Source organism: Marinobacter vulgaris, from assembly GCF_003344045.1.
GTDB lineage: Bacteria > Pseudomonadota > Gammaproteobacteria > Pseudomonadales > Oleiphilaceae > Marinobacter > Marinobacter vulgaris.
The window spans coordinates 1-20,841 of record NZ_QFWX01000004.1; the positions used below are offsets into that span (position 1 = coordinate 1).

At 48.8% G+C, this 20,841-nt stretch carries 15 protein-coding genes and 1 pseudogene; 3 read left to right on the forward strand and 13 right to left on the reverse strand.

The window, feature by feature from the left end; genetic code table 11:
* Positions 1-89: 89 nt before the first annotated feature.
* From xrt to asnB, 7 genes are all read right to left on the reverse strand, one after another.
* The gene (gene xrt, locus DIT71_RS09180) at positions 90-1,664 is read right to left on the reverse strand and encodes an exosortase (protein ID WP_114612934.1); all 1,575 of its coding nucleotides are present in this window, start codon (positions 1,662-1,664) and stop codon (positions 90-92) included.
* A 72-nt stretch (positions 1,665-1,736) separates the two neighbouring features.
* Entirely contained in the window at positions 1,737-2,864 is a 1,128-nt protein-coding gene (locus DIT71_RS09185; protein WP_114612935.1) for a GNAT family N-acetyltransferase, read from the reverse strand.
* A 2-nt stretch (positions 2,865-2,866) separates the two neighbouring features.
* Entirely contained in the window at positions 2,867-3,964 is a 1,098-nt protein-coding gene (locus DIT71_RS09190; protein WP_114612936.1) for a hypothetical protein, read from the reverse strand.
* Positions 3,961-4,821: a glycosyltransferase gene (locus tag DIT71_RS09195; RefSeq protein ID WP_244311991.1), complete on the reverse strand. Its 861-nt coding sequence runs from the start codon at positions 4,819-4,821 to the stop codon at positions 3,961-3,963. The genes DIT71_RS09190 and DIT71_RS09195 overlap by 4 nt, the downstream gene beginning before the upstream one ends.
* 53 nt (positions 4,822-4,874) lie before the next feature.
* Complete coding sequence (locus DIT71_RS09200; protein ID WP_114612938.1) at positions 4,875-6,653, reverse strand: asparagine synthetase B family protein; 1,779 nt, start codon at positions 6,651-6,653, stop codon at positions 4,875-4,877.
* 11 nt (positions 6,654-6,664) lie between these two features.
* Entirely contained in the window at positions 6,665-7,852 is a 1,188-nt protein-coding gene (locus DIT71_RS09205; protein WP_114612939.1) for a glycosyltransferase family 4 protein, read from the reverse strand.
* 15 nt (positions 7,853-7,867) lie between these two features.
* Complete coding sequence (gene asnB / locus DIT71_RS09210) at positions 7,868-9,796, reverse strand: asparagine synthase (glutamine-hydrolyzing) (protein ID WP_114612940.1); 1,929 nt, start codon at positions 9,794-9,796, stop codon at positions 7,868-7,870.
* A gap of 153 nt (positions 9,797-9,949) precedes the next feature.
* Between asnB and DIT71_RS09215 the strand changes: the two genes are divergently transcribed.
* Positions 9,950-10,990, forward strand: coding sequence for a glycosyltransferase (locus DIT71_RS09215; RefSeq protein WP_144114490.1), 1,041 nt, complete (start codon positions 9,950-9,952; stop codon positions 10,988-10,990).
* A 33-nt stretch (positions 10,991-11,023) separates the two neighbouring features.
* A complete protein-coding gene (locus DIT71_RS09220; RefSeq protein ID WP_114612942.1) occupies positions 11,024-12,268 on the forward strand; it encodes a polysaccharide pyruvyl transferase family protein in 1,245 nt (414 codons plus the stop codon).
* Between the two features lie 71 nt (positions 12,269-12,339).
* Here DIT71_RS09220 and DIT71_RS09225 read toward each other — a convergent pair whose 3' ends face one another.
* The 5 genes and pseudogenes from DIT71_RS09225 to DIT71_RS09245 form a co-directional block, all read right to left on the reverse strand.
* Entirely contained in the window at positions 12,340-13,209 is an 870-nt protein-coding gene (locus DIT71_RS09225; protein WP_114612943.1) for a glycosyltransferase family 2 protein, read from the reverse strand.
* A gap of 91 nt (positions 13,210-13,300) precedes the next feature.
* On the reverse strand, positions 13,301-14,746 hold the full coding sequence (locus tag DIT71_RS09230; RefSeq protein WP_114612944.1) for an O-antigen ligase family protein: 1,446 nt from the start codon (positions 14,744-14,746) through the stop codon (positions 13,301-13,303).
* Positions 14,746-15,756, reverse strand: a complete 1,011-nt coding sequence (locus tag DIT71_RS09235; protein ID WP_114612945.1) for a polysaccharide deacetylase family protein — start codon at positions 15,754-15,756, stop codon at positions 14,746-14,748. Before DIT71_RS09235 ends, DIT71_RS09230 begins: the two co-directional genes overlap by 1 nt.
* Positions 15,753-16,916, reverse strand: a complete 1,164-nt coding sequence (locus DIT71_RS09240; RefSeq protein ID WP_114612946.1) for a glycosyltransferase — start codon at positions 16,914-16,916, stop codon at positions 15,753-15,755. Before DIT71_RS09240 ends, DIT71_RS09235 begins: the two co-directional genes overlap by 4 nt.
* Before the next feature lie 262 nt (positions 16,917-17,178).
* Positions 17,179-17,835: pseudogene (locus DIT71_RS09245) on the reverse strand (glycosyltransferase); the annotation flags it as partial.
* A gap of 177 nt (positions 17,836-18,012) precedes the next feature.
* Here DIT71_RS09245 and DIT71_RS09250 point away from each other — a divergent pair.
* On the forward strand, positions 18,013-18,972 hold the full coding sequence (locus DIT71_RS09250; RefSeq protein WP_114612948.1) for a glycosyltransferase family A protein: 960 nt from the start codon (positions 18,013-18,015) through the stop codon (positions 18,970-18,972).
* 3 nt (positions 18,973-18,975) lie between these two features.
* Here DIT71_RS09250 and DIT71_RS09255 read toward each other — a convergent pair whose 3' ends face one another.
* Positions 18,976-20,784 carry an ABC transporter ATP-binding protein gene (locus tag DIT71_RS09255; RefSeq protein WP_114612949.1) on the reverse strand — a complete coding sequence of 603 codons (1,809 nt, stop codon included), beginning with the start codon at positions 20,782-20,784 and terminating at the stop codon, positions 18,976-18,978.
* Between the last annotated feature and the right edge of the window lie 57 nt (positions 20,785-20,841).

Consider the following 20,841-nt stretch of genomic DNA (forward strand, 5'->3'; position numbering starts at 1 on the left):
AGGCATGCCACCGGTGATTGCGGAAGAAAAACTTAAAATACTGTCCGGGATTAGTTGACCACTACAGGGGGAGTTCCGTTTAAGGAGGATTAACTTTCGCCGCGTTTCTTCTGTAAAACTTGCTTATCCACGGAAGCCACCACATCTTCCATCATCGAATGTACTACCTCAGACAACCGATCTTTCCCATTACAGTCATCGCAAGACACGCCAAATACAATCAGAGAGGCATCGCTCCGGGCATTTACAAAGCCTCGAACCTGAGCCAGCTTTGCCCTCAAATCGTCTGTCTCCCAAAACCCTTCAACATAATAGGTGTAGGCCAGATGAATCACGTCGCCTGTTATCCGATGGCGAAGGGTAATACCCTTCATGGGAGCGCCGTCGGGTCCGGACAAAGTGAAGAACGCTTCAGGATGCCATTCTTCGCGGTCGTAAACCCGATTCGAGTACTGAATAAGCTCGGCCGATTCTCGCTGGTAATCATAGCTGTAGACCGCTGCAAAAAGAGACTCATCAAAGCCCGACTGATCCGTGGCAAGACTCCTGTCGAAAAGTGTCTGGACATACACCCGGTCCGGATTCCGCACTCTTGGGCGCCAGCCTTCAAGATTCTTGGAAAAAAGCGGTGCGAAACGTTCACCGTCCAGCTCAATGTTCAGTGCCATAGGTTCTGACTTAACAGCGCCATCCGAAGATGGCAGAACAAACCAAACCATTAGTGGTAGAAGCGCAGTAATAGCAATGCCAACTTTCAGTCGCGCCGAGCTGCCACCCGAGTGAGCCTCGGACTCATTTACACCACCTTCAGCATCCGTAGCCCTCTCACCTTTTGAATTCTCAAGCCGACGGCCAATCAGAAACAGCGGCACCAGTGTTGCAGCAAATACCCACCAGCCAAAACTGTCATGATCTTCAATCAGGCCGGTTTGCATGTCGGTCTCGTAACCCATGTAAATGATCACGAATACCCTCACCCAGTTAGCAAAAAGCGCAAGGAATACACTCGTGGCAAACAGAATGACACGTGCACGAAGTGTGCGTAGATTCAGTTCGCCGTAAATGAGTGACAGTGACTGGCCCACCAGCAAGTACCGCAAACCTGAACAGCCATGAGCTATTTCAAAGGTTCCCACACCGATGAGATAAACAAACACACCCTCAACTTCAAACTCAATGTTGAACAGGCCGAGTAGCAGCTGATTAATCTCAACGGTTATCAGCTGCAGAGTCCAGGCCAGAAAATCCCATACCGGCATGGCGAAGAACACAAGCCCTACGGGCGCAATAAACCACCGCACCTGTTTCCATCCCAACAGAACGGCCAGAGCGCCTAGAATAAGAGGAACCACCATCAAGTGCTGCAGAGCCTGCACCCGCAACAGGTCACCAAGCCCATAAGCCAGCAGAGCCAGCATAAAAGGGACCAGCCAAAACGGGTAAAAACCAGGTACAGGAGTGCGCAGCCTTACAACACGAAACACCAGGACAACTGAAACCAGCAGCAAAAGAAAACCGTGGGAATAGGACTCATCAAACTTTAACCAGCGGCTAAAGATACCCTCAAGGGTAGGCCAAAGGAGAAAAATAAGCGAAGCAAAAACAATGACAAAAGGAAACCAGTCCCAGCCAATCCTACCGCTTCGAAGCTTTGTTTCGCCCATATTCACAATCCTTATGAGTTATGTAATTCCCCGATTATTGTGCCTGCATGTGGCGGTTTTTGCTACGCAGGCTCACAGACCGACCCGGCGGTTAAACGTTCTTGCCATTAGTGGTGGGCTGGCAGACTGAATAGCATACAGAAGCTTGAGGAAAGGACCACGAACAACCTGAAAAGTTGAAAAGTTCACAACCTCCCCGTGAAAATGAGACTTGTAGAACTGTTTTTTGCCAGTCCCCGCCAGCAGGTCGTAATTGCGGGTCGTCTTATCGCTGAAAGCCTCTTCAATGGCAAAGCCAAGATGAAGATAGCCGAGTGACACCTTCGCGTTGAAAGACTCATCGTACCCCGCCTGGAGATTGAAGCGGCAACCACCGACCACAATATCGTATAAAACCGATACACAACAGCCATTAAACCGAACAACACTTAAGACGGGTTTACCACCACACAGATGCAGTCTTTGCAGCAGTAACCGGTGGAATCTCAGTGCCTCTCTTTCGAAAGCCGCCTTCCCCCAGCGCCGGTGGTGAAAGGCGTTGAGAAGTTTAAAGAAATCCCCGTCACGATCAGTATCATGGACCGAGAAATTCAGTTCTCCGTGTTTATCCAGGTAGGTCCTGCGATTATAGGCTTTCAGGCGGGTATTTTTCCCAAGGGCGTTCAACCAGTCAGTAAAACGACCCGTGGTATCAACGCAAACACCTTCGTCGACGGTGCGCTGAATAATCCGGTAGCCAACGTGTTCATCGAGACCCGCGCGCCTGAAATGCTCCAGCTGCTTCGGCGGCACATCAGTAAAAATTAACTCATCCCAGCCCAGTTGTGCCAAAGCAGACAGGAGAATAGCGCCGACTGAATCTTCATATCCGCGGCGGGCAATAATACCGCAATATTCCGTCCTCACCGTGGGCGCAAGCCGCCACGCATTGCCCAGCATGTACATTCTTGTGACTCGAATCCCGGCCGACGTAACAAGTACCCGCCGGCTAAAGGGGCCAATGCCCACAAGCCCATCGTTTTCATCGAAGACAGCAAGCAGTACCAACTCCATACCCAACAGCTGTGACCAGGTCTGCCACCAGCTAAAAAGCCACGGCCAACTCATGAACAGTGGGTTGGCATCAGATTCCGCCAGGCAGGTATTCCAGTCCTCCGCCATGCTGGCAAAACGGGCTTCGGAAAAACGCTCAACCCTCATTATCAAGTACGCTCCAAAGTCGCTGCACCTGGCAAATTCTCAGCCGTGCAAAAATCACCAGCAGCCTGAAGAAATTCACCGTCGGAGTCACCTGCCATAATAAACCATGGCGAAGGTTGATCAGGGCTCGATTTACCCGCCTCATAAATATAAAAGCGCGGCCGGTCTCTCAGCTGGACAAAGCCCTCGGCAAGAAACGCACTGGCAAGTTCCGAATCTGAGGTCGCTGAAACCACCTGGTTGGCGTGGGGCCAGCACCGTAGGGCAGCACGAACAACAGCCCGCTTGAGTGGCAGATCCCGGGCTGGCCCGCAGTAATCTACAATGCGCAGAGTGCCCCGGCTGAACCTTACAACCAGTATCGCCGCCAGCACCTCACCACGCCATGCCAGGACGAACGCGTAGCGGCTCAAAGGATGTTGCTGAAAGCGCCAGTCAAGGTAGGCAAAGTCCCTTTGAACAACCCGGCCATACTCCGTATAGCAACGGTTCCAGAGCTCATCAACCAGCGTCCTTCCCGGCAATGCTGAACGTGCCTCAATTTTGACACCGGAAGAGCCAGGACCATAAAAAAAGCCTCGCCCAAAGCGATTCAACCATTGAAGCCCGGTCAACAACCAGCTGCGAATGCCTGAACGGCGGCGCAACATCCTGTAAGTTCTCACCGAATCATCCGGTACCCAGCCCAAGTGGCGAAGAACGTCACTCGCGCGATCGCTGATACCGAATGCCATTATTAACGGCGCCTTCTGATGAAGTTCGTGCTTTATCTCACTGCCAAGCCCCTGACCGCGCCACTGCTCAGCCAGGTAAAAATCACAGCTCCACAACGCAGGTATGTCTTTACCCTTGTCTGAAATACAAACAGCCATTACCCCGTTAAAACCGACAACCTTATCGGCGCCGTCAACGAGTACAACAGGCCTGAAGGGAAATCCAAACGGGTTGGATTCAAACTGCCAGTTCCACAATTGCTTTTTGTAGGGTACGTCTTTGAACAGTTCCAATACGCCATCGCGGTATTTTGTATCCCAGGGAACACAGCGAGGAGAACTACTACCGACAAAGGCCGGATCAGGCACGGTGGCATCAGTGGTCATTTGCGGGGCACCAGCACACGATACAGTGCTCTCCACACTACCGAATCCATCGGTGCATTCCGATAAGCCATGACAACAGAGCTCACAGCCTTTCTTCGTTCACCAACACTGGCAAAATACCGCGCCTTGCGGCAGTAAAACCGTGCCAAGCCCCAGCGCCGTTCAGCCGGGTCAATTACATCACCAAATTGTTCCAGAAACCGCTTGATAATGAGCTCATTTGCGGCGAATCGTCGGTGTTTATCGGAAGATATCTGGTCAGGCATTACGCGGTAAGAGGCAACAATGCCCGGCTCATAACGAAAGCGATACCGTGCCGAAAAGCGGAGCCAGAGATCGTAATCATCAGCCACACCAATTGAGGTATCGAAAACACCCATTTCATCAAAACACCTGCGCCTCACCAGGGCCGTCGTAATACTCACGCTGTTGTCAGCCAGCAGATGAGGCGAAATAAAGCCAGAGTAACGTTTCATATTTTTAGAACTGGTCACCCTGCCCTGCTCGTTAATGATCGCTTCATCGCCATGGACAATATCAGCCTCCGGTTCCGTGTCAAAAACAGCCAATTGCTTCTCCAGTTTCCAGGGAGACCATAGATCATCCGAATCCAGAAAGGCGATGAACTCTCCCTCGGCCAGGCCAAGCGCGATATTCCGTGCATGGCTCTGGCCCCTATTCTCCTGATGCAAATAACGAACACGTGAATCGACGAGAAAAGGCTCAATGACAGAGCAGGTGTCATCCGTGGAGCCGTCGTCAACCACTATCAACTCAAAATCAGAAAATGACTGACCGAGAACGCTGGAAATGGCGTCTGGAAGAAATTTTGCACGATTGTAGGTAGGAGTAATCACACTGACGCATGTCATAGTTACGGGACCTGGATACACTAAAAGCTTCCTGACACTCACCTGAGCTGCATGAAATCCTCAGCCCATGTCTTGACATGCAGCCCCGCCAGAGCCTGAACGGGGTCGTTGGAATCCAGGGACGTTTCCAGCAACTCAAAGGCCTCTGAACCTAGAAGCGACCTTAATGGGGTTTCGTGGGCCTGGATTCTTTGTTGGCGAAACTTATCTGATTGTACAACGTTCCTCCACACAGGCCAGGGTCCATCATTCACAACCCGAGCATTGAATCTCCGCTTTAATCCCCTCATTCGTTTTTTGAAATTCTCGATGCCCCACAAAAGAGGTCCATTAATGCGATACCCAAAATAAGGAAATGTTCCTTTAGAGTTTGGAATAGACCAGCATTTCAAAAAGCTCTCCTTAAAGGCGAGGTGAAAAACCCTTCTGTTCAACTTCCATCCAACTGGCGTCTGAACAGACCACTCGAATACGGAACCGTCAGCAAATGGTTCGAAGCTTGCAAAAAGCCTACGATTGATAAAAAAATTAGCAAAATTCGTGTTCATGGAGGCGGGGTACAAGGCATGATATTCCTGCCAGGACACGCCATATTTTTTCTTGGCATCCAGGTTATGGCGATGCCTTCTGGCAAACACCGGATCGTGAAAAGCACCTGTTTTTAGCAGATTTTTAGTGCCCCTGTATTGCCAGAACTCCTTGTCATAATCTTTTACAATACCAAAGCCGGACACCTTCCTTACCTTCGCTGCTTTGCAAAACGCATCAGCAGCCAGCCCGCCCATAAAGACTTTTCCGCTATCATCAAACTGTTCGAAGCCATTAAAATGAGCATGATAGAAAAAATTATGGGACTCGGAAACTCGAACGGAACTGAGAATGTTATCCATATAATGAGTGGGAGGTCTTTCGACCAATTCCCACTCACAACCCGCTTTATCACACACAGTCTTTGCAATACGGGCTTCGGCATTGAAGGAATCACACACGGTATATGCCCTTACTTTAGCCGGATCATCCAGCGTACACAGCAATGCCCGTGAGTCCTCCCCACCACTAAAGAGAATATTAAGACACCCACCGCTGTAGGAATAAATCCTGTCTTCCGCCTCTTTAACAAGGTTGAACAGATGATCGGCCGACTCCTCAATCGAGCTATACCTGCAAACATCCAGTTTTTGTACAGTAAAATCTTTCAGAATCTCAAAACCATCCGCCGTGACCCGCTTCCACGACGATGGATCTACCTGAAAAATATCTTTATAAAAGGTAAAAGGGAATGTGACAGTCTGAAACGCAAGGAAGTCCGCTACTGAAACGGCGTCAATGGCATTGTCGCTCGGCCATGACCTGGCAAGAACATCAACATGGGAAGAAAACCACAATTCATTAAAACCTGAATTGTCCGGATTTAGGTTAGAATAATATATAGGCACCAGCCCGACTTTATCATTAAAGATCGAGACACTATTACTTATCTTGTCAAATACAACTATCTGGAATCCGCCTAAAAATGCGTTCGGATCGTGATCATTTTCCGCTATCAAATAGTTTAAAGCCTGGGCCGTTAAGTCTGAACGGCGGAAGGATTTCAAATCGGATCGGTCCGCCCGCAATAACGGGGCACCCAGGACCAAAACAAAATAATTATCATCTTCAAAAGGTTCGAATCCCGGATATGGAGATCCGCCAAAAGCAACCCACCAACCACCAATTCTTTTTACAACAGTGTCTGTGTCACTATCTTTTGAATATTTTTTAAACGAATCTACCACCCTGCCTTCGTCAATCATTCCATTTGTAATCAGGTAATCCATCAAGGCGTCCTCTACATCAAAAGACTGTATATTTCTGATATCTTTTTGACATTTGCATCAATACTGAAGCTTTCATTGACCCGACGATAAGCATTTTTTGCCAGATAGCACCTCTTGTCGGTATCGTTAATAAGGTCAATCAGAGTTGAAGCCAGAACCTCTGGGTCTGAAGGCGCTATCAAGACACCCGTCACCTCGTGTTCCAGGATTTCACTCGCCCCCCCACCCCTGGTTGCTATCACCGGCTTTTCGAGCGCCATAGCCTCAATAATCACCCGGCCGAAAGGCTCCGGATCGGTAGAGGCATGAACAACAATATCCATATTGGCCATGTAATTTTTAACAAACGGCGTGTACCCGGTAAACAAGACACGATCTGAAAGCCCATAGTCTGAAATTTTTGCTTTCAGGCTTTCTTCGTAAACCGTATTCGACGTTTCAAAAGCGCCAACAAAGACACAGAAAACATCCTGATCTCTATCAACAATGGCTTTCAGTGCCTCGATAAGAATATGCTGACCTTTCCAGGGCTTTATATTACCAACAAGTCCTACAATCACTCTGCCTTCTTTGCGCTCCAGGCCAGTGCACTTACCCTTCTCGTACGCCCCGGCTCGAAAACTCTGAACATCTATTCCGTTGTAAACCAGTTCAAAGTTATTTCCCGCACATCCAGAGGATCTTAGAGAATCGCGTACATATTTCGATATGCACACCACCCTATCCACCGTATTCGCAAGATAAATCTCTGATCGATCCAGCCGGTTTCTTGCGCCCCTCTGGTGGGCTACACAGGGTATCCGGGCGCGCTTGGCAGCGGACACCCACTCGATCGAAAACGGATTATTATTGAGATGCACCAACGATATATCGTTTTTACAAAGCCATTTCTTGTACTTTGAGCCATCCAACACCAGGAATTTCAGTAGGGTCAAAAACGAATTGGTGAGCCTGAATATTGATGATTTTTTATACTTTGATCCGAAAAGCCTGACTTTTTTAGTGCGCCCGAAAAAGTGTACATCGCAACCAATTTTTTTCAGCTCCTCAGCCACATGATTTTGCTCGTAAAAAACGACAACTGGCTCGACCCCCTTCGACATCAGCCCGACGATCATTTGATACAATGAATGGTGAGAGCCCCCGATCGTCCCCTCCACGCTTCTTTCCACGAACAACACCCGCAGCGCTTTTGCCATTACTGGCGATACCCCTTATTGAAGTGTTCTCAGCCACTGCTGGAACATCAGAACCCCCCAGAGTTGAAAACTGTAATCTTCCCGCCCTGAAATATGCTCGCTCCAGAACCATCTGACTGTTTCCACGTTCCAGAATCCTTCCTCTTTTAATTTCGCCGGTTCCAACAATTCCTCCGCCCAATCCCGAAGAGCTCCCCGCAACCAGGCAGCAATCGGAACCGCAAAACCCTGCTTTGGTCTGTCAATCAGTTCTCTGGGCACGTGGCGGTATAGCACAGATCGCAGCACCTGCTTACCAACACCGTTATCCATATTCAGCGAAGTAGGCAGGCCCAGAGCAAACTCCACAACCCGGTGATCCAGCAAGGGCACCCGGGTTTCCAGGCTGCAGGCCATCGCCGCCCGGTCGACCTTGACCAATATATCATCGGGAAGATACCAGTTCAGATCTCGCCACATCAGTGTTTTAAGGGATTCATCGGGAATTGATGACGGCAAACTCGATGTAAGCGAGTAAGCGGGCTCGGCGCCCTTGATAAGAGCCGTTTCCGGAAATGACCAGAGGGACACCCTCTGCCGATAGAACTCCGACAACGAGCCAGCATCAGCAAGAGCTCCCAATGACTCCAGCCGCTTGCGAACAGCCATTGCACTTCGGCGCCTTTGCGAGGGAACCAGGGCGCGGGTGAGGTGCGATGTCGGAACCGAAGGAAGTTTTGAAAGAGAGTCTCTAACGCGCGCTTTCAGCGTATGGCGGTTCCGCCATGCTGAAAGCGTTGAGGGATAACGGGTATAACCACAAAACAATTCGTCTCCACCGTCTCCAGAGAGGGCGACGGTAACGTGTTCCCGGGTAATCTTGCTGACCAGGTACGTGGGAATCTGTGAAGAATCGGCAAAGGGTTCATCGTATATCTGTGCAAGCCGGGGAATGACCTCCAGAGCATCCTGTTCTGTGGCATAGAATTCCGTGTGCTCCGTGCCCAGGTGCCTTGCAACTGCCGCTGCATGCTCCGCTTCATTAAAACCCTCTTCCCGAAATCCGATGCTGAACGTGCGCACAGGTTGCTTAGACTGCTTTTGCATCAGCGCCACCACTGTGGACGAATCGATGCCACCTGACAGAAAAGCGCCAAGGGGAACGTCCGAAACCATCTGCTCCCCCACAACCTCGGTCAAGAGCGACTCGAGGCGCTCCGACGCGGAATCGAAGCTCCAGTCAGACGACTCCGCAAACTGATCTTCCAGCTTCCAGTACCTCTGCGGCACTGGCCAAACATCGGCTACAAGCCCATCCAGGTCAAACGTAACCATTGACGCGGGCTGTAACTTACGGATGCCCACATAGATAGAAAACGGCGCAGGGATCAGATTGTGTCGCAACAGAAAAGGTAGCGCATCCCGGTTTATCTCACCTTGCCAATCGGGATGATGTGCCAAAGGCTTTAACTCGGAACCAAAAAGCAGGGTTCCCCCCTGCCATCCGTAATACAGAGGTTTCTCACCCATCCTGTCCCGTGCCAAGATTAACTGTTTCTCGGCACGGTCAACGAGAGCAAAGGCGAACATTCCGGCGAACCGATCAAGTGAGCCGGCAATACCCCAGTATTCAAAAGCAGCGAGCATTACCTCAGTATCAGAATGCCCCACAAATTCTGCACCCAAGGCAAGTAATTCCAGCTTCAGAGATTCGAAATTATAGATTTCGCCGTTAAAGGCAATAACGTACCGCCCGCTGGACGAAAGCATGGGCTGGGCGCCTTGGGGAGAAAGGTCCTGAATAGCGAGGCGGCGGTGAACCAGCGCCACACCGACATCCTTATCTTGCCAAAACCCCTCTGCGTCTGGTCCCCGGTGATAAAGAGCATGAGACATCTCACCAAGTATCGCCTCTTTGCTATTGCAACATTCGACTTCCGTAACGAATCCAGAAAATCCACACAAACTACGAACTCCTGATACAAATAGATCTGGCGCCATCGGAGATGGTAGGCTCAAATCTCTGGTCCCTTAAGCCATAAGCATATAGGATATCACTGAGGAAGATAAGCCTGATTCTGGGCCTACAAGAAGTAACCAGGGATGATAAGACCACAAATGACGACCAAACCAAACCAATCGAGCTTGAACATCGGTATACTGCCATATGACATGCAAGCTAACCGCTACATCGAGAAAAACCGGTTGATTCTAGAAAAACTTGGAACCATCCTTCCGGTTCCTCATCCCGCCAAATTACTGAAAACCCTGTTACTGAATGTATTTCGTACAGGAAAACTAAAGCCTTTTGACGTTCTAATTTTAAACTGGCGAGAAAACGCTTTAAGATCAGAAAATAATTCCATAACTTTTAAAACTATATTCGAATATATCTCGACTATGGTACTGCACAGATTGTCGTGCAAAAAATTGATTTACGTTGCACATAACAGGTTTCCACATAATATAGATAAGAAACAACAGACCACTGCCAAAAAAATTATTAAATTTGGTTATAGTCTATCCGACTTAATTGTTGTTCACTCCTTCCCAGAGGCTGATCCAGGAAAAAAGATTCACTACGTACCACACCCATTATACGACATTAACCACGATAACGAGATCCTAAACCCACCTCTGTTTATGGGCGAATTTTATGTCATTATTGGGCGCATTCAACAATACAAAAATCTCGAAAAGGTTATTATAAATTGGCCAAAAAATAAATCACTTTTAATACTTGGACCATGCGATAATAAAAATTACCTTAAATATATTAAAAATCTCATCAAAAATAAAGATATAATTATTGAGGCTAAATTTCATAGTGAAAATTATCTTAAAAAATGTATCGAAAAATCGAAAGGTGTCATAGTAAGCAATGACAATGAAAGTATGTATGTCAGTGGCAGTTTCTTTTTCGCGATTTCTTGTCACTCCAAAGTTTTTGCGCTTGACTCACCATTCTATCGCTGGATAAATGACACCCCGCTATCGCCTTGTATCTTTTCTTTTTCAAGCATTGATAAATTAATAAAAGCCATTGAAAACCAGCCTGAATTGGCTAAGGGACAATGTGAATGCATACACCAGCTAGCTTCACCATTATTCGGTGATGACATAATCGAAGATTCGTGGCGCAGAATAATTTACAATTAATAGTAACGGATATTTAAAATAGGTGGTATCGTAATGTATCGAAAAAAACTCTCTGGCTTTATAGAACAACTATATTACTTAGTATCAATATGTTGGGGATATTTTTTAAAAAATAATGATCGAAAAACTCATGCAATCATACTTCCGCCAGCTGGTTCCGGCAGTCTGGGAGATCAAGCTATGGTCAATGCCTTAACGAGCAACTTAATTGAAAATGGATTTCAGTCACTTCAGGTCGTTCGCTTTTCCGAACATGACAACTGGGGTAGAGCTGAGATTTTTTTTGACAAAGAGCTAACCTGGCCAAGACGTAATATTTTTACTTGGATGACTTTCGCTAGAAACCTCTCGAAAAGTTCTCATTTTATTACAGTAGGTGCCGATATTCTCGACGGGAAATATGGCGCTATAAAACCCCGACGAATGCTGAAGTTGAACAGCCTTGCCCGTAAGCTTGGCCTTGATGCCAGAATTTGTGGCTTCAGTTTTAACGAAAACCCAAATCAATCGATTATTGATGGCTTCGTTAAAATGGATAAATCTGTGTTGTGTTTTCTAAGAGATCCTATATCATCCTCTCGATTTGAAAAGCTTACACATAGAAAAGCGGAAGAATGCGCTGATCTAGCTTTTTTACTCCAGCCAACTAGAACTGCAATAACAGACAAGGTCAGTAAGTGGATTCTGAATGAAAGAGAGGCGGGACGAACTGTCATGGCAGTCAATTTAAATTATCTACCATTCAGTTTCTGTGAAAACTCCGATCTTGAAGAATTCGTTATTTTGGATAAAATTTCTCTAAACATTAATGAATTACTCAAAAACTTTGAAGACCTGTCCATAGTATTCGTTCCCCACGACTATCGCGGAAAAAATAGTGACCTTTGGTTTGCATCGGAAATTTATTCTCGACTGTCTCCACATTTAATCAACCGGTCATTTTTGCTGCAAGATACAATTGATGCATCAGAAATAAAGTCGATTGCAGGTATGGTTGATTGCGCTGTAACTGGACGAATGCACTTTTTAATTGCTTTACTTGGACAGAAGACCCCCGCGATTAGTCTCACCTATCAAGGTAAGTTCGACGGACTCTATAAGTATTTTGATCTCGAAGGCCTTACAATGGATATTAGAAAATCGCTAGAGCCCGATTACTTTTTGGAATCCGTTAACAATTTATTGGAACATCGCCTATTTTATAAGGAAAAGATCCAATCACATCTTCCTAATGTACTGAACTTAAGCAGTAGCCAACTGCCTAATACCATAAATTAACAGTAGTGGTACCTATATAAAACCATGTGTTTTTTATGTAGAAACTTTTCTTATTTATTTTTATTTAAAAGCTACCTGATAATTTTCTTGACTACCATTATATAATAGGAAAATGGCTCAAGTATTGGTTGTCTCTGCTTTAGAAAAATTAAAAATATTTTAATAAACTTAAAACATCCCAAGCTTAGTGCTCTTTTTAGAATAGATAGTCCGCCCATTCTTTTATCCCCAAGCTTTCTTTCCTGAAGAAAAGAATTATAACGGATGTGGTTTTCCAATCTTATATTGTAATGAACCTCGTCCCGCTTAGAACTCAAGCTACCTGGCCGACCTTGTCGAACGATGTACACTGTTTCATCACAAGCATCAATACGATCAGCGCATAAACCAAGTCTCAGTGAACAAACAAGGTCATTGGCTACGATTGTTTCATCGAATTCGATCTGGTGCTCTACAAACAAGGATCTACGAATCATCTTGCTCCAGGGAGAATGAAATCGATATCTGATCCAGTCGGATTTATAGTCCAGAAAGCTATCAACTAATTTTTCATAAGATTTGTGGCGAGTACCCGCCTGATCATTCCAATCGTGCTTGCTCTTAGGGCGGAAATAAATAATGTCAGATCGGCTATCAAAAAATCTTTCGAAGACACAGAAAGCATTTCCAGTGAACCAGTCATCCGAATCAGCGAATACCAACCATTCTCCCCGCGACTTCGATACACCGATGTTACGAGCTGTACCTGGCCCGTCACCTGGACGATCATTTCTATAGATTTTCAGATTTCTTTTATAACACTCATTCTCGTTAAACGGTTTCTCGCTGCGATCATCGATCAGAATAATTTCATATTCAGGAGTGTCAGGAATCGTACCCAGCAATTCAAGCAGAGTTTCTCCCGAATCTTTGTAAGGGATTATTATTGACAGTTTAATCATTTTCTATCGATTGGTAATGGTAAATTCAATGACTCTTATTATTGAGATTGTTTGTTTTAATTTTCTCTTGTTGCTCACAGCATCCCGGCTTTCAGTGCTTCTTCTGAAGAAGCTTATAATCTTTACGCAACTGCACCAGTCTCTTCGGACTTCCAACACCAGCAGGGTGCCCGCCCAGCCTCGTATTTATCTGCCACCCCAATGGGTATTTTATCACCTCTTTTGAACCTTCTGTTTTATGAGCATCTTCTGTCGAGGTTTCCCGGCTCAAGATCTGCCCAAAGGCTATGGCAAGGCCGCCAAAGAGGTACCAATAGTACTGGGAAAGCCCCCAGTAGTTGAGACTGTATACCGCATACATCCAAAATAAAGCGATAAGGGCCCGATTCAGATTCCAGTAAAATCGAGTACTGACTTCAGTCGCCATATCCCTGAGCAATTGCTGATTTCGCTTGAACCGTTGATAGATTTTTATGATAAATCTCAAAAACAAGACGAAACCTATTAGACCTATCTCTATCAGCAGCTCGCCATACATATTATGGCTGGCCTGGGTACTTCCCCACGTGTTTGCCTTTACTTCCGGTGTTGTGCCGACACCATGCCCAACAATAGGCCTCTTCATGCCAAGTTTGAACTCAGCTATCGTCCCATCAATTCGACCTTGAGTAGTAGCACCACCAGCAGTATCTGAGGAAAATATAGAGATATATCGATCTTTTTGAATAGGTTCCATAACAGACCAGCCGGCAAAACCTATTCCGATAGCTACCAATATCAATACAAATTTATGTGATGAGTCTTTAAAGATGATCCAGCCAACAACGAGTAGCGCAAGAAATGCCCCTCTCGACATTGTCAGAATAAGAGCGTAGAGCAGTAAGGGCACCAAAATTAAGTATAATACTTTTGCGTACCATCGCCCCGTAAATAACAGATAGTGTAAAAAAGGAGCCGCTGTAGCAATTACGAATCCCAATTCATTGGGGTTGATAACGTCTGTTGGCGCCCCAGCTAGTCTACCAGCAAATTCCCCACCGCCTATGTAGGTAGAGTCTCCCCAGTAACCCTGGGTGATGTTCAGGTACAAGGGCTCAAGCACACGGATAACCTGGCAGCCTACGAACACCCAAAGGAACAGCACCAGGCGCCTTCTGGAATCAATAATCAGGGCGGTAAAAAACAGGAACACAATTGCCTTGATGAATTCGGGGAGATTGTGCCTTATAACGCTGCCCTGGTATTCAACCAGGGGCCATGAAAGCACCATGTATCCAAGCAACACCAAAACAGCCTGAAATATAGGATCACGGGTTTTACCCTTCAACCTTTCACGCTGGACAAACAAAAGGCCAGCAATCAACGCAACCAACAACAATGTCGGGCGAATTGCGCCATAGCCGGGTATCCGGTTAGAGAGATGGAGAAAGAAATTGACGAGAAAGAAAAGATAAACCCAAAATACACCATCAGTAACACCAACGGAGCTTTGGGTTCCGTAGTTCGAATTCGGGACTGATTGCTGCTGCCGAGACATCAGTAATGCACCCTTGCCTGACCACGTAGGTAATGGCCGATCAACTCTACTCCGGAAACAGCCTTGCAGAACTGGAACCAATTATTCCCACTGGAGTGCCTGCGTAAAGCAAATCGGTGTTTCATGCCTGCAGCGTCCGAGAAGGCAGCCACGGCACAACGAAATCCGTTCTTCTCAACCTGTTTCATCAAATCTGCAGAAAAATCGTCTGGCATGCCGTTTGGATAACAGAAAGAGAAAGGTTCCCGTCCAAGCTCCTCTGCCAGCCGCGCCCGGCAATCTCTGATTTCCAGCTCAGCGTGGGAGCTATTGACCTGCCCCAACGTGGGATGGGTCACGGTATGCCCGCCAATCTCGATACCGGCCGCCTGCAGTTCCCGGAGTTGCTCCCAGGTACAGGCGGCAAAACGTTCTGGCGCATTTTCAGGTAATTCCAGGCCCCAGGCGTCCGCCAGCGCCGCAATCACTTCGTGCTTTTCAGCGTCTGGTACTGCAAGCAGAAAACTAATAAGCCGCTTCCAGATCTTGGGAGAATTTGTTTTCAGTTCATTTTCTTCAATTCGTAACCCTTGCCACTGAAACACAGAATTATTCTCGCCGGCATGTTCCAGAATCCAGCTTATTTTGTCTGGCCACAACCAGAGGTCACCGCTTACAAAGCCTGTTGTAACAAACAGAGTGGCCGGTACCGAATGTTCGCGAAGAACGGGCCATGCGATATCGTAGAAATCCCGGTAGCCATCATCTACGGTGATCACTATGGCATTGCGGGGAACTCGTTGTTCGGACTCAAGGTAGCCACACAAGGTCTCCAGAGTCATCGGCTGGTAATAACGCCTGATATGAGCCACCTGCTTTCTGAAGTTTTCCCGTGAGGCTTCCCCCCCTGCCGGTGCTTCCGTAAAGCGGTGATACATCAGGATCCGGGGCTGCCTGGCTGTCAGCAACCGTGCCGCACTGTAAAGTCCATACTTCCCGGCTGCTCTGACAACTTTTGATGCAGTACTCATCCAATACTCTCCCCGGTGGTCTCATTCTCAAACCACCCTGATCGCCGGGCAAGTATGCCGCGATACAGTGACTCGTGCGCCTCTATCATTTTTGCCATGCTGAAGTCTTTTTCAGCATTGCACCTGGCTCGCTCGCCCATGGACTTCCTCAGCTCCGGATCCTCAGCCAGTTTCCTTACGGCCATGGCGAGGGACTGCGTGTCTCCGACTGGATAAACAAACCCATCTTCGCCGTGGGTGACCGCTTCCGGATTTCCCCCAACCCCGCTACACACCACCGGCAGTCCGGCACGTTTATACTCTACGATTGCATTGGAGAACCCTTCGGATTCTGAACACAGTATAGCGATATCCAGAGAGGCAAGGCAGCCAGCTACGTTATCAGTGCTGCCCACAAGGTGAAGGCGCCCCTCAACACCCTTTTCCCTGGCCCTGCGGCCCAACTCTGCTCCGTCGCCTGCCCCAATCACCACTAGATTCAAATCCGGAACAGCATCGCGCAGCAATGCCAGGCAATCTACTGCGTCTTCAATGCGCTTGATGGGCCTTATGTTGGCAACCAGCCCCATCAGCAAACACCCCTCCCTTTGAAGTCTTTCAAGCTCAGTGGCTTGGGGACTCATAACGGGGCTGGCTGATCCCGGTTCAGGAAAGCCGTTGTAAATAACGTGGACATCCTGTTCGGCAAAGCCTTCTGCCGCTGCTGTAACTGCCCGCACGGCTCGACTGTTTGTAACAACACCTTCGGTAAAGCGCCCGGTCAGACGCAACGTGCGTTTCAGCGTGGGCGTGTACCAGTACCCCATATCCCGGCGCGACAAAAGCGTGCGAATACCGAACAGACGGAAAACCGGTGGACAGATAATAGAGGGATCATTGAAAAATACGTGGGCGAGGCGGTATCCGCGCTGGCGAAAACGGCGGGCAAGCCGCATCAATGCCAGCCAGGTGGCAGGTGAAGCCAGTGATCGACGCCCCAGGACCGTATATTCGCAGGGAAAACCGTGTTCCCGGAGCCAGGGTGAATCTTCAAACACCAACAGATGGGGCGCAAATTCGGACCGATTCAGCCCCCCTACGAGGGCATGAAGCTGACCTTCCGTCCCCGCGTGGGGATTACGGAAATAATCGATCACATATAACAACGGGGTAACGCTCATCCATGAATCCCTGTTTTCAACAACTATTGGATGTAATTAATCAGTGGACCGGTTCCCGGCCCATTAAAACTCCGATTGCCCTTGCCGGGTCACTCACCCCGGCTATCAGCAAGTACCTTAACGCCTTCAGGTGTTGGTGCTGCTTCAGGTAAATCCTGCCAAGGCGATAATTGAGCACTGCCCTGCGCCGCCTTATGGTGGCCCTTTTGTAGGGGAACCGGGCGGCAGCCCTGTGTAAAATCTCAAACCCGTTCTGCCACCTCGTCATCTCACCGTTGGCACTGATGGTGGCGTCGTGCTTCCGGTAATAAAAGCAGGTATGGCCCGAATACACCATACGGGTCTGCTCTACCACCCGCAGAAGGAAGTCGTGGTCCTGTGCCGCACGAAACGTCTCCTCGAGAGCGCCAGCCTGCTCTACAACACTGCGCCTGAACATACATAGTCCCGGAGATACCACGTAACAGTCCAGCAGAAGCCTGTCCGGCTCACTATACTCCACGTGGTCTTCATCAAACAGTGGGTACAGTTCCCTCCCGTTTATATCAATGGCGTGCCCCTGACCGTACACAATACCCACTGAGGCATCCGCATCCATGATTTCTGCGTGGTGCTCAAGAGCCCCGGGGGCGAGCAGATCGTCGCTATCAATGATAACAATATAGTCCCCCCGGGCTTCGCTGAGGCCGAGATTGACCGAGGCGGCCTGTCCCTTGTTCGCGTTGCCGGGATGAGCCAACAGCCGCAACCGGGGATCACTGTGGCTGGCAAGCCATTCCCGGGTGCCATCCTCAGACCCATCATCCACGACAAGGTATTCAATATCCGCGAGACTCTGATCCAGCACAGATGCAACTGTTATTGGAATCAGGTCCTTACGGTTATATGCAGGCGTTATTATCGAAACCTTTGGTTTCATGGCGTATCCTTCAATCCTTTGACGAGCTGATCAAATAACAAGGTAGCATGATGAGACGTGAAGTTTTGAAAATACTACCAAATTTATATGATAGTCTCACAAGTCAAAGGATCACTTCGCCGCTTTAATGCCTTACGCTAATTTCAAGCAACATCGGCGCTACACGGATGGACACTCATGGTACAAGCACCGGCCCCTGAATCCACTACAAACGACCTGGTTATTTACATATTTTCATTCAACCGGGGGAGGTTTTTGGACAATTGCCTCAAATCAGTTGCTGCCTGTGCTGAGGGAATACCGGTTACGGTCATCGATGATAAGAGCGACGACCGGAATACCCGGGGAATACTTGCAAAGTATCGTTCCCGGCTGAAGGTAATCACCGCCGGCGAAGCCGAGATTTCAGAGCACAAAACCGGCGGGCTCTATAATAATATGCGCTTCGCGTTCCAGGACGCCCGGGAATCAGGCAAACGTTTTGTACTGTTTCTGCAGGATGACATGCAGCTGGTGCGCCCTATCTTGCCCAGGGACATTACGGGGGCAGCGGCCTTTTTCGAAGCCAACCCCAATACAGCAGAGCTTCATACCTGTTTCATGAAGCGGTTTTTTGCAAACCGGGATGAGCAACTGGCCGAGCTGGACGCCACTGGAGAAGCGTACCTCAGGCCATCAAACTATCCAGGCTTCTCGGGATTCTCCGCTGTCGGGCTATTCGACATCGAACGGGTCAGGCAACTGTTCGGGGAGCTCCAGCAGGGTGAGTACGCCAACAACGAGTTTGCCCAGAAAAACGGCATACAAATGGGCATTTCCACGCGGCCCTTCATGATGTGGCTGCCGTACCCAATTTCGCATCGGGGGAAGACGCGCAACCTCCCACTGCAGCTCGTAGAGTCATTTGCTGGCTGTGGCTTTTATCCCTATGAGATCATGACCGACACAGCTGTTGACGAACTTCTCGAACGCCCTTTGGAGCAGCACCCCTATGCTGAAGACTGGCTGGACTGCGGGCCGTTGAAACAGACTCCTGTGTGGAGCTTTGCCGGGGGATTGTCCAACCTGATCGCCCGCGGTGGCCTGCGAGGGCGGCTGGGTCAGTGGCTTTACCGCTTAAGACACCAGGGATCATAGGGCTCAGGCAGAGGGCTCGCCCGACGCCATGGCGCTGAACTCAGCATTGTCCCGAACCAGTTCGTCGAATCGGCCCTCGCCGACCACTTGACCATCCGACATCAGGTAAATTCGATCACATTCCCGCACCGTTGAGAGCCTGTGGGCAATCAGCACAATTGTTTTCTGGCTTGCCAGCTTATCGACCGCTTCCATCACCGCTTTTTCTGTCTGGTTGTCCAGGGCACTTGTGGCCTCGTCCAGTATCAATACGTCGGGGTCATGATAGAGCGCCCTGGCGATTCCTATCCGCTGGCGCTGACCTCCGGAGAGGCGCACCCCACGTTCACCCACTTCCGTGTCGTATCCCTCAGGCAATCGTGTTGTAATAAAATCATGGAGGTTGGCCAACCTGGCCGCACGAATAACCGAATCACGGTCAATCTCATTCGGTTTTAGACCAAAGGCAATGTTGGCTGCAATGGTTTCGTCGGCAAGAAAGATGTGCTGGGGCACATAACCGATGGAGCGCTGCCACTGTCGCACGTTCTCCGGAGTAATTTTCACACCGTCTACAAACATGTTGCCAGAAGTTGGCGCAAGCAGCCCAAGTATCACATCAACAGTTGTGGTCTTCCCAGACCCGCTGGATCCAACCAGACCAATACGCTCTTTGGCGCCTATAGTCACTGAAACCCCTTTGAGCGCCATTTCAGAGGCGGCCGGATAGCCATATTCGATGCCCTTTAGCTTTATGCATTGCTTGAGTTCCGGAAAACGACTCCTGGGCTCCTGAAGACGGCTGTCTGAAACGGACTCCAGCGAGCGTATTTCAGCAATCAGGCCATCCAGTGCCGCGCTGTTTGACCTCATGGAGGTAATGTGCCGGAAGATCTGTTGCAGTGCCGGCAACAGACGGTAGGCTGCAAAGGCAAAGGCAGACAAAACGGGCAGCGCCCCGGACATGGAACCATAAGCCTGCTTCAGGTATAGAAGAACACCCACCACACCGCCAAATACCACCGCCTGCATGAAATGTCCCGGGAGCATATTGACCACCGACGCTTTAATCTCCTCATTGGCAGTTTTGAATGAGGACGGCATAAAGCGTTCCAGCATATTCTGCTCAAGGCAGCCGACTTTCACTTCCTTGACGCCACCCAGCGTTTCCTGTGTTACCCGGTAACGCTCGAGATTAGCGAGATACCGGCGCCTGCCAAAGCGGTAAAGAGGACGACGAACAACCATGTAGATAACCACATAGGCGCCAACCAATACCGCCGTCGACGAAACCGCCAAAACCGGGTCGATAATCAGCAGCACGACAATCAGGGCAGTTACCACGATTGTCTGGGCCACCAATTGGATCGCGGGAAGAAGGGATTTGGAAATAACCTGATTAACTTCAGAAAGTATGGTCGTCGCTAGCTTCGACGTGTGACGGCTCAAAAACCACTCATAGGGCTGCGAGAGATACCCTTTGAGCAGTCGGCTGCCGACGGAGTGCACGCGCATTTTAGAAAAGCGAATCTGGACCCACTGATTCAATGCTTTCAACACCAGGGAGGTAAAAAACACCCCCAAAAAGAGGAAGCCCATTGCAATGGTGAAAGCTTCAACACTCTCCATACCCGACCAGGCGTAAGCTCTCGCCAGCCAGACGTTTTCATTAACCACGGAGGGGTCGGACAGGACAGATATGAACGGAATGATAGAGGCAACACCACCCGCCTCAAAAAATGCCCCGATAACAATGAGAACAAACATCCAGAATGAGGTTCTTCGTTCCCGTGAAGAGAGAATACTGAAAAGTTTTCGAAACGTACTTCGCATTCGACCATCCCTGAATCTGAATCTTTGCAAATTTTCCGCTCTGTATGGCCCGGCAGT